Origin of the sequence: Streptomyces nogalater (assembly GCF_039532885.1) — a bacterium.
In the GTDB taxonomy this organism is placed as follows: domain Bacteria; phylum Actinomycetota; class Actinomycetes; order Streptomycetales; family Streptomycetaceae; genus Streptomyces; species Streptomyces nogalater.
The window spans coordinates 219,603-227,683 of record NZ_BAAASM010000015.1 but is presented as its reverse complement, the minus strand read 5'-3'; the positions used below and the strand labels follow the sequence as shown (position 1 = coordinate 227,683).

8 protein-coding genes and 1 pseudogene are annotated in these 8,081 nt (G+C 72.6%); 4 read left to right on the top strand and 5 right to left on the bottom strand.

Annotated elements, in window-relative coordinates; all coding sequences use genetic code 11:
* Positions 1-277 (bottom strand): biotin carboxylase N-terminal domain-containing protein (locus tag ABD350_RS14750; protein ID WP_344348492.1); only part of this gene is annotated, 277 nt, incomplete at its 3' end.
* Positions 278-641: 364 nt separating this feature from the next.
* Between ABD350_RS14750 and ABD350_RS37950 the strand changes: the two are divergent.
* A pseudogene (locus ABD350_RS37950) lies at positions 642-1,025 on the top strand (hypothetical protein); the annotation flags it as partial.
* A gap of 226 nt (positions 1,026-1,251) precedes the next feature.
* On the opposite strand, the gene ABD350_RS14740 reads toward ABD350_RS37950, so the two are convergent.
* The 4 genes from ABD350_RS14740 to ABD350_RS14725 form a co-directional block, all read right to left on the bottom strand.
* On the bottom strand, positions 1,252-1,869 hold the full coding sequence (locus ABD350_RS14740) for a Maf family protein (RefSeq protein ID WP_344348490.1): 618 nt from the start codon (positions 1,867-1,869) through the stop codon (positions 1,252-1,254).
* A 32-nt stretch (positions 1,870-1,901) separates the two neighbouring features.
* On the bottom strand, positions 1,902-2,030 hold the full coding sequence (gene mmpB / locus ABD350_RS14735) for a morphogenic membrane protein MmpB (RefSeq protein WP_268696069.1): 129 nt from the start codon (positions 2,028-2,030) through the stop codon (positions 1,902-1,904).
* An 83-nt stretch (positions 2,031-2,113) separates the two neighbouring features.
* Positions 2,114-2,329, bottom strand: coding sequence for an acyl-CoA carboxylase epsilon subunit (locus ABD350_RS14730; protein WP_344348488.1), 216 nt, complete (start codon positions 2,327-2,329; stop codon positions 2,114-2,116).
* Positions 2,330-2,353: 24 nt separating this feature from the next.
* Positions 2,354-3,964, bottom strand: coding sequence for an acyl-CoA carboxylase subunit beta (locus ABD350_RS14725; protein WP_344348487.1), 1,611 nt, complete (start codon positions 3,962-3,964; stop codon positions 2,354-2,356).
* Positions 3,965-4,076: 112 nt separating this feature from the next.
* Here ABD350_RS14725 and ABD350_RS14720 point away from each other — a divergent pair, with 112 nt between their 5' ends.
* The 3 genes from ABD350_RS14720 (at position 4,077) to ABD350_RS14710 (ending at position 8,033) form a co-directional block, all read left to right on the top strand.
* Positions 4,077-4,937, top strand: coding sequence for a biotin--[acetyl-CoA-carboxylase] ligase (locus tag ABD350_RS14720; protein WP_344348485.1), 861 nt, complete (start codon positions 4,077-4,079; stop codon positions 4,935-4,937).
* A gap of 629 nt (positions 4,938-5,566) precedes the next feature.
* A complete protein-coding gene (locus ABD350_RS14715; RefSeq protein ID WP_344348484.1) occupies positions 5,567-6,682 on the top strand; it encodes an adenylate/guanylate cyclase domain-containing protein in 1,116 nt (371 codons plus the stop codon).
* A gap of 556 nt (positions 6,683-7,238) precedes the next feature.
* The gene (locus tag ABD350_RS14710; protein WP_344348483.1) at positions 7,239-8,033 is read left to right on the top strand and encodes an enoyl-CoA hydratase/isomerase family protein; all 795 of its coding nucleotides are present in this window, start codon (positions 7,239-7,241) and stop codon (positions 8,031-8,033) included.
* Positions 8,034-8,081 lie beyond the last annotated feature (48 nt).

Here is an 8,081-nt window from a genome sequence, read left to right as displayed (position 1 = left end):
CCTGGGCGAACTCGGCGTTCTCCGAGAGGAAGCCGTAACCCGGATGGACGGCGTCCGCACCGGACTCGCGGGCGGCGTGCAGGATCTTGTCGATGACGAGATAGCTGGTGGCCGGGGTGTCACCGCCCAGGGCGAACGCCTCATCCGCGGCGCGGACATGCAGAGCGTCCCGGTCCGGGTCGGCGTAGACGGCCACGCTCGCGATCCCGGCGTCCCGGCAGGCCCGGGCCACGCGGACAGCGATTTCGCCACGGTTGGCGATGAGCACCTTGCGCACGATTGAGGCTCCCTCCTTGAAACAAGCCGAGTTTAGGGACTGCCGACACGGCTCTTCGACCCGTCCCCAATGGTGAGCTTGCCCACACGGAGCGTGATCCGAGGCTCGCCCGACCAGAGAAAGCCCATGTCGCACCCGGGTACGCAGGACTCTTGGGGAAAACCCTAGCCCTGTCATGTGGTCAAGGTCTCTGTGCGGGCGTGCTGCGGCCCACTCTGTTTCTTTGTCGAGTCCCTACGAATGGCCCAATGATTCTTTGCTTCCGCCCGAACCCTTGTCCCCTGGTTTACCCGTTAGTAGCGTTCCCGGTGTCTCGGACGTACCTGGGGTAACAGGCTGACGGCGTGAGAGTGGGTGGGGCCCGGTGGTACGCAGACCGGTGACATGGGTGGTGGCGGTCGTCCTCTTCGTGGAGGCGTTGGCCGTCGTGGCGGTGAACTGGCTCCTCGGGGTCGTCGTCGACCGGCAGAAGATGTCCCTGGCCGGCCTCGACCCCGATGTCATGGCGACGTCGTCGAAGGTCGGCGGAGTCGTCTTCGGGCTCTACTTCGCGCTGTGCGCGCTGGTGTCCCTGCTCGTCGCGCTACGCGACCGCGCCCCGGCCGGCTTCGGCCGGGTGGTGCTGGTCAGCGCGGCCGTGGTGCACGGTCTGCTCGGCGCGTTCGCCTGGGGACTGTTCGGCGTGGCGGCGTTCGTGTTCCTGGTCGTCGTCCTCGGGCTGATCGTGCTGCTCCTGATGACGTACGACCGTGCGGCCGGGGCGCAGGGCGCGGCCTTCGGCGGCCCGCCCGGGCAGGGGACCGGGCCGGCGGCGGGACCGGAGCCGGGTGCGGAACCCGTCGACGGGGACGCGCCGACGGGCCGTGCGTACGAGTCCCGGGACGGCGGCGACGAGCCCCAGGACTCCGTCCCGCCCCGGGAGTCCGTCCGGCCCCAGGACTCCGATCCGCCCCGGGGTTCCGTCCGCGCCCGGGTCAGTGCTCCGGCGCCCACAACTCCGTGATGCCGACGCCCAGTTCCGCCAGGAGCCGGCGGATCAGGGGCAGGCTGATGCCGATCACATTGCCGTGGTCGCCCTCGATGCCCTCGATGAACGGCGCCGAACGGCCGTCCAGGGTGAAGGCGCCGGCCACGTGGAGGGGCTCCCCGGAGGCCACGTACGCGGCGACCTCGGCGTCGCTGGGTTCACCGAACCGGACGACGGTGGAGGCGGTCGCCGACACGTACCGCTTGGCCTCCGTGTCCCACACGCAGTGCCCCGTCTGGAGCACCCCCGCCCGTCCGCGCATGTTCTTCCAGCGGGCGGTGGCCTCCTCGGCGTCGGCCGGCTTGCCGAGCGCCCTGCCGTCCAGCTCCAGCACCGAGTCGCAGCCGATCACCAGGGCGCCCTGCACCTCGGGCCGTGCCGCGACCACCGACGCCTTCGCCTCGGCCAGCGCGAGCGCCAGCTCCGCCGGGGTGGGGGCGGTGACGGCGTCCTCGTCGACGCCGCTCACGATGACCTCGGGGGCGAATCCGGCCTGCCGGAGCAGGCCCAGCCGGGCGGGGGACTGGGAGGCGAGCACGAGTCGCCTGCGGCGATTGGCAGTCATGCGGCCAGGTTAGCCACGGCGTGCCGGGCTGCTCACCTCAGGCCGATCACGATCATCGCCAGGACCATGGCCAGCGCCATGAGGAGCCCGAGCCGACGGAGCATGTTCTGCGCCTCGCGCAGGTCCTCGGGCGGCTCGTTCTCCGGATCTGACCACAGCATGCCCCCAGCGTGCGGCCGGACCGGGTGCGGGTGCCTGAGTAGGCGTACTCAAATCGGCACCCGGGGTCTCCGGCCGCGGACGGTCAGCCCTGGCCCGGCCAGTAGGTGCGCGTCCAGGACGCCGGGCCCGGCTTCGGGACGTGCCGGGCGGCGATGCGGGCCGGGTCGGACCACGCGTCCCTCGGGCCCCGCGCGCCGGACGGCGTGGTGGCCGCCGCCGCGGCGCGGGCGCGGACCACCGCCAGGGCGGCGGCCAGCTCCTCCGGGGTGGGGTTGCCTCGTACGACCTTGATGTTCATGACCGCTCCCGGGGTCGGCGGGGCCTACAGGGGGATGTTGCCGTGCTTCTTCGGAGGGAGGGATTCCCGCTTGGTGCGCAGTTGACGCAGGCCGCGGACCATGTGCGCGCGGGTGTCGGACGGCATGATCACCGCGTCGACGTAGCCGCGCTCGGCCGCGACGTAGGGGTTGAGGAGGGTGTCCTCGTACTCCTGGATCAGCCGGGCCCGGGTGGCCTCCACGTCGTCCGCTTCGGCGATGGTGCGACGGTGCAGGATGTTGACCGCGCCCTGGGCGCCCATCACCGCGATCTGGGCGGTGGGCCAGGCCAGGTTGAGGTCGGCGCCCAGGTGCTTGGAGCCCATGACGTCGTAGGCGCCGCCGAAGGCCTTGCGGGTGATGACGGTGATCAGCGGGACGGTGGCCTCGGCGTAGGCGTAGATCAGCTTGGCGCCGCGCCGGATGATGCCCTCGTGCTCCTGGCCGACGCCGGGCAGGAAGCCGGGGACGTCCACGAAGGTCAGCACGGGGATGTTGAAGGCGTCGCAGGTGCGCACGAAGCGGGCGGCCTTCTCGGAGGCGGCGATGTCCAGGCAGCCGGCGAACTGCATCGGCTGGTTGGCGACGACGCCGACCGGATGGCCCTCGACCCGGCCGAAGCCGGTGAGGATGTTCGGCGCGAACAGGGCCTGGGTCTCGAAGAACTCGGCGTCGTCCAGGACGTGCTCGATCACCGTGTGCATGTCGTAGGGCTGGTTGGCGCTGTCGGGGACGAGCGTGTCCAGCTCGCGGTCCTCGTCGGTGACGGCGAGGTCCGCCTCCTCGGGGAAGACCGGGGGCTCGGAGAGGTTGTTGGACGGCAGGTACGACAGCAGCTGCTTGACGTACTCGACGGCGTCCTTCTCGTCGCCGGCCATGTGGTGGGCCACGCCGGAGGCGGTGTTGTGGGTGCGGGCGCCGCCCAGCTCCTCGAAGCCGACGTCCTCGCCGGTGACGGTCTTGATGACGTCCGGTCCGGTGATGAACATGTGCGAGGTCTGGTCGACCATGACGGTGAAGTCGGTGATGGCCGGGGAGTACACCGCACCGCCGGCGCACGGGCCGACGACCAGGCTGATCTGCGGGATGACACCGGAGGCGTGGGTGTTGCGGCGGAAGATCTCGCCGTACGCGCCGAGGGAGGCGACGCCTTCCTGGATGCGGGCGCCGCCGGAGTCGTTGATGCCGATGACGGGGCAGCCGGTCTTCAGGGCGAAGTCCATCACCTTGACGATCTTCTGGCCGTAGACCTCGCCGAGGGCGCCGCCGAAGACGGTGAAATCCTGGGAGAAGACGGCGACCGGGCGGCCGTCGACGGTGCCGTAGCCGGTGACCACGCCGTCGCCGTAGGGGCGGTTGCTGTCCAGACCGAAGTTCGTCGAGCGGTGCCGGGCGAACTCGTCCAGCTCGACGAACGAGCCCTCGTCCAGCAGCAGCTCGATCCGCTCACGGGCCGTCAGCTTGCCCTTGGCGTGCTGCTTTTCGACGGCGCGTTCCGAACCGGCGTGCGTCGCCTCGTGGATGCGCCGCTGGAGATCCGCGAGCTTCCCCGCGGTCGTGTGAATGTCGATCCCTTGGATCTCGTGGATCTCGTGACGCTCTTCCGGCTCGGACATCGGGATGCGGCTCCCTGCCTGCTCAAAAGGGGGGGGACGGTTACTCATTCGTAGAGTAGTGGTGGGGCTACCGATCAGCAGTGCGTCGTTTACCACACCTAGGGTGGCTTGCATGACGCCGCAGAATCCATCAGACGACAACCGCTGGTCCGACCTCGACCGTCCGCCCCTGAACGCCGCGGCACTGCGACGCGGGCTGGTCCGTGAAGGGGGCCTGTACCGCGATATCGAGGTGGTACGGCAGACCGGTTCCACCAACTCCGACCTCGTGGCGCGGGCCGCCGCCGGGGACGTCGAGGAGGGGGTGGTGCTGGTCGCGGAGGAGCAGACGGAGGCCCGGGGACGGCTGGACCGGCGGTGGAGCGCGCCGCCGCGGTCCGGGCTGTTCTTCTCCGTCCTGCTCAGGCCCCGTGAGGTGCCGGTGGAGCGGTGGGGGTGGCTGCCGCTGCTCACCGGGGTCGCGGTGGCGACCGGGCTGGCGCGGGCGGCGGGCGTGGACACGGCGCTCAAATGGCCGAACGACCTGCTGGTGACCGTCGGCGGCGAGGAGCGCAAGGCCGGGGGGATCCTCGCGGAGCGGGCCGGGGACGGCGGGGTCGTCATCGGTGTCGGCATCAACGTCAGCCTGCGGGCGGACGAGCTGCCGGTTCCGCAGGCCGGGTCGCTGGCGCTGGCCGGGGCGGCGGGGACGGACCGGGATCCGCTGCTGCGGGCGGTGCTGCGGGCGCTGGAGGACTGGTACGGGCGGTGGCGGGCGGCGGGGGGCGATCCCTCGGTGTGCGGGTTGCAGGAGACGTACACGGCGGGGTGCGCCACGCTCGGCCGCACGGTCCGGGCGGAGTTGCCCGGGGACCGTTCGGTGGTGGGGGAGGCCGTGGCGCTGGACGGGGACGGGCGGCTGGTCATCGCCACGGGGGAAGGGGTTCAGGAGCCGGTGGGGGCGGGGGACATCGTTCATCTCCGACCTGCGTGACCCTGGGCGGGGCCTGGGCGGGGGCCGCGAGGGGCTCGGGCGCCTCGGGGCTTCGGGGGCTTGGGGGGTACGGCGCGGTGTCCGGGTGGGGGGTGCCTGCGGTGCCTGCGGTGCCTGTGCGGGTGCGGTTTCGGGGTTCGGGTTCGTGTCTCGGGTGCGGGTTGTGTGCGGGCGTCGTGTCGTGTTTCGGGTGCGGGTTGTGGGGCGATGCCTGCGGCGCCTGTGCGGGTGTGTGGGGGTGCGCGTCGCGCCTACGGTGCGTGGGGGGTCGGGGCCGCGCCGGGGGGTGTCCGTCCTCGGAACGGCGCGGAATCGGTTGGCCGTGGAGGTGCTCGTGTTGACGCGCCAACCGCTGCGGGCGGACACCCCCCGGCACGTCCCCTTCCCGCCGTGCGCGGCCGCCCCGCCGTCCCGCCTCCCGGTCGGCGGCGGTGGGGGCCGCCCCGGGCCTGGTCCGTCCAGGGGGTTCGGGGGCGTAGCCCCCGCGGCCGCGGCGCTGGTGCCGGTTGGTGTGACCGGTGCCGGGAAGGGTCCCGACGGCCCAACCCGACGGAGTGAGCTGGCGCACACCTGCCGTAGAGTTGAGGCCGGTCGATACCTGACCGCGGCAGATCGGAAGGGCAGCAGGCGTGACCGTCGACGACACGGGCTCCGGCGCTGGCGGGGACGGCCGGGTGGATCCCCACGCCCCCGACAACGGCGAGGACCCGCTGGCCCTGCGGCTCGAACAGCTCATCCTGGGTGCCGAGCGCCGTTACACCCCGTTCCAGGCGGCCCGTAGCGCCGGTGTCTCCATGGAGCTGGCGTCCCGGTTCTGGCGGGCGATGGGGTTCGCGGACATAGGGCAGGCCAAGGCCCTCACCGAGGCCGACGTCCTGGCCTTGCGGCGGCTCGCCGGTCTGGTGGAGGCGGGGCTGCTCAGCGAGGCCATGGCGGTGCAGGTGGCCCGGTCCACCGGGCAGACCACGGCCCGGCTGGCCGAGTGGCAGATCGACTCGTTCCTGGAGGGGCTGACCGAGCCGCCGGAGCCGGGCATGACCCGCACCGAGGTGACGTACCCGCTGGTCGAGCTGTTGCTGCCGGAGCTGGAGGAGTTCCTGGTCTACGTCTGGCGCCGCCAGCTCGCCGCCGCGACCGGCCGGGTCGTGCAGGCCGCCGACGACGAGGAGATGGTCGACCGTCGGCTCGCCGTCGGTTTCGCCGACCTCGTCGGGTTCACCCGGCTCACCCGCCGGATGGAGGAAGAGGAGCTGGGCGAGCTGGTCGAGGCCTTCGAGACCACCGCCGCCGACCTGGTGGCCGCCCGCGGCGGCCGGCTGATCAAGACCCTCGGCGACGAGGTGCTGTACGCGGCGGACGACGCCGGTGTGGCCGCGGACATCGCGCTGCGCCTGGTGGAGACGTTGGCGAACGACGAGACGATGCCCGAGCTGCGGGTCGGCATGGCCTTCGGCACGGTCACCACCCGGATGGGTGATGTGTTCGGTACGACGGTCAACCTCGCGTCCCGGCTGACCTCCATAGCGCCCCGGGACGCGGTCCTGGTGGACAGCGCCTTCGCCGAGGAGCTGATCCGCACCGGTGAGGCGCCCGTCTCCGAGGCGGAGGCCGCGGCGGCCGAGAAGGAGGGCGAGGAGTCCCCGTCGTACCGCTTCGCCCTCCAGCCGATGTGGCAGCGGCCGGTGCGCGGGCTCGGCGTGGTCGAGCCGTGGCTGCTCAACCGGCGCGAGGGCCGGTCCTCCTAGCCGCCGGATCGCCGAGTACGTCCACGCAGAGGCCGATCAGGGGCAGGCACATCCCGGTCGGGGCGGGGCCCGCCGGCTTTGCCTCGGGTGTGGTCGTGGTGGGCGGCGGTAGTGGTGGGGTGGGGGTGACGGTCGGCGTCGGCGTGCGGGGTGCTGCCTCGGTGCGGGGGCCGGGCGGGGCGCGGCCCGGGGCGTGCCGAGGGTGTCGGAGGCGTCCGTGATGCGGGCGAGGGCGAGGAGGGCCGCGGCCAGGGTCAGTCCCGTGGCGGTGAGCGGCAGCCGGTGACGATGGGGCTTGCGGTGGCGGCCGCGTCGTACGCCCGGCGCACTCTCCGGCGTGTGCTCCCCCTCCGCGCCGGACCGTCCAGGTGTCGGTGTCATTCCCTCCCCGCCGCGCGCCATGGCCGGCGCACGCTACGCGCCGCTGTGGGCGGTCCGCGGGGAGACGGCCGGGACGTCACTCGAACGGGTGTGGCCCCCCAGTCTTTTCCCGGATCGGGTACGGCTGCCATGATCGGAGCCACAGTGAGTTAACCCGCGTTAACCGGAGGGTGTCATGAGCGAGGAGCGGTACGGGGAGTTCGTGCTGGTGCGGCGGCACGGGCATGTCGCGGAGCTGGTGCTGGACCGGCCCAAGGCGATGAACGCCGTCTCCACGGAGATGGCCCGCTCCCTCGCGGGCGCGTGCGCCGCGCTCGCCGGTGACCCCGCCGCCCGGGTGGTCGTGCTGACCTCGTCGCACGAACGGGCGTTCTGTGTCGGGGCGGACCTGAAGGAGCGGAACTCCTTCACCGACGCCGACCTGGTCCGGCAGCGGCCGGTGGCGCGCGGGGCCTACACCGGGGTGCTGGAGCTGCCGATGCCGACGATCGCCGCGGTGCACGGCTTCGCGCTGGGCGGCGGCTTCGAGCTGGCGCTCTCCTGCGACCTGATCGTGGCCGACCGTACGGCCGTGGTGGGGCTGCCGGAGGTGTCCGTGGGCGTGATCCCGGGCGGCGGCGGTACGCAGCTGCTGCCCCGGCGGGTCGGGGCCGCGCGGGCCGCCGAGCTGATCTTCTCGGCCCGGCGGGTGGAAGCGGAGGAGGCCGCCCGGCTCGGGCTGGTGGACCGGCTGGTGGAGGAGGGCCGGGACCGCGAGGAGGCGCTGGCGCTCGGGGAGCGGATCGCCGGGAACTCGCCGGTGGGGCTGCGGGCCGCCAAGCGGGCGCTGCGGCTGGGTCACGGGCTGGATCTGCGGGCCGGGCTGGAGGTCGAGGACGCGGCATGGCGCTCGGTGGCCTTCTCGGGCGACCGCGCCGAGGGCGTCGCCGCCTTCAACGAGAAGCGCAAGCCGGAGTGGCCGGGAGAGTGAAACGAGAAGCGCAAGCCGGAGTGGCCCGGGGAGTAAGGGGAACCGGAC

Bases quoted from the DNA above. Each gene is read 5' to 3' on its own strand.
- ABD350_RS14740 (WP_344348490.1), bottom strand. From the start codon at position 1,869: ATGACTGCCAATCGCCGCAGGCGACTCGTGCTCGCCTCCCAGTCCCCC.
- mmpB (WP_268696069.1), bottom strand. From the start codon at position 2,030: ATGCTGTGGTCAGATCCGGAGAACGAGCCGCCCGAGGACCTGCGCGAG.
- ABD350_RS14730 (WP_344348488.1), bottom strand. From the start codon at position 2,329: ATGAACATCAAGGTCGTACGAGGCAACCCCACCCCGGAGGAGCTGGCC.
- ABD350_RS14725 (WP_344348487.1), bottom strand. From the start codon at position 3,964: ATGTCCGAGCCGGAAGAGCGTCACGAGATCCACGAGATCCAAGGGATC.
- ABD350_RS14720 (WP_344348485.1), top strand. From the start codon at position 4,077: ATGACGCCGCAGAATCCATCAGACGACAACCGCTGGTCCGACCTCGAC.
- ABD350_RS14710 (WP_344348483.1), top strand. From the start codon at position 7,239: ATGAGCGAGGAGCGGTACGGGGAGTTCGTGCTGGTGCGGCGGCACGGG.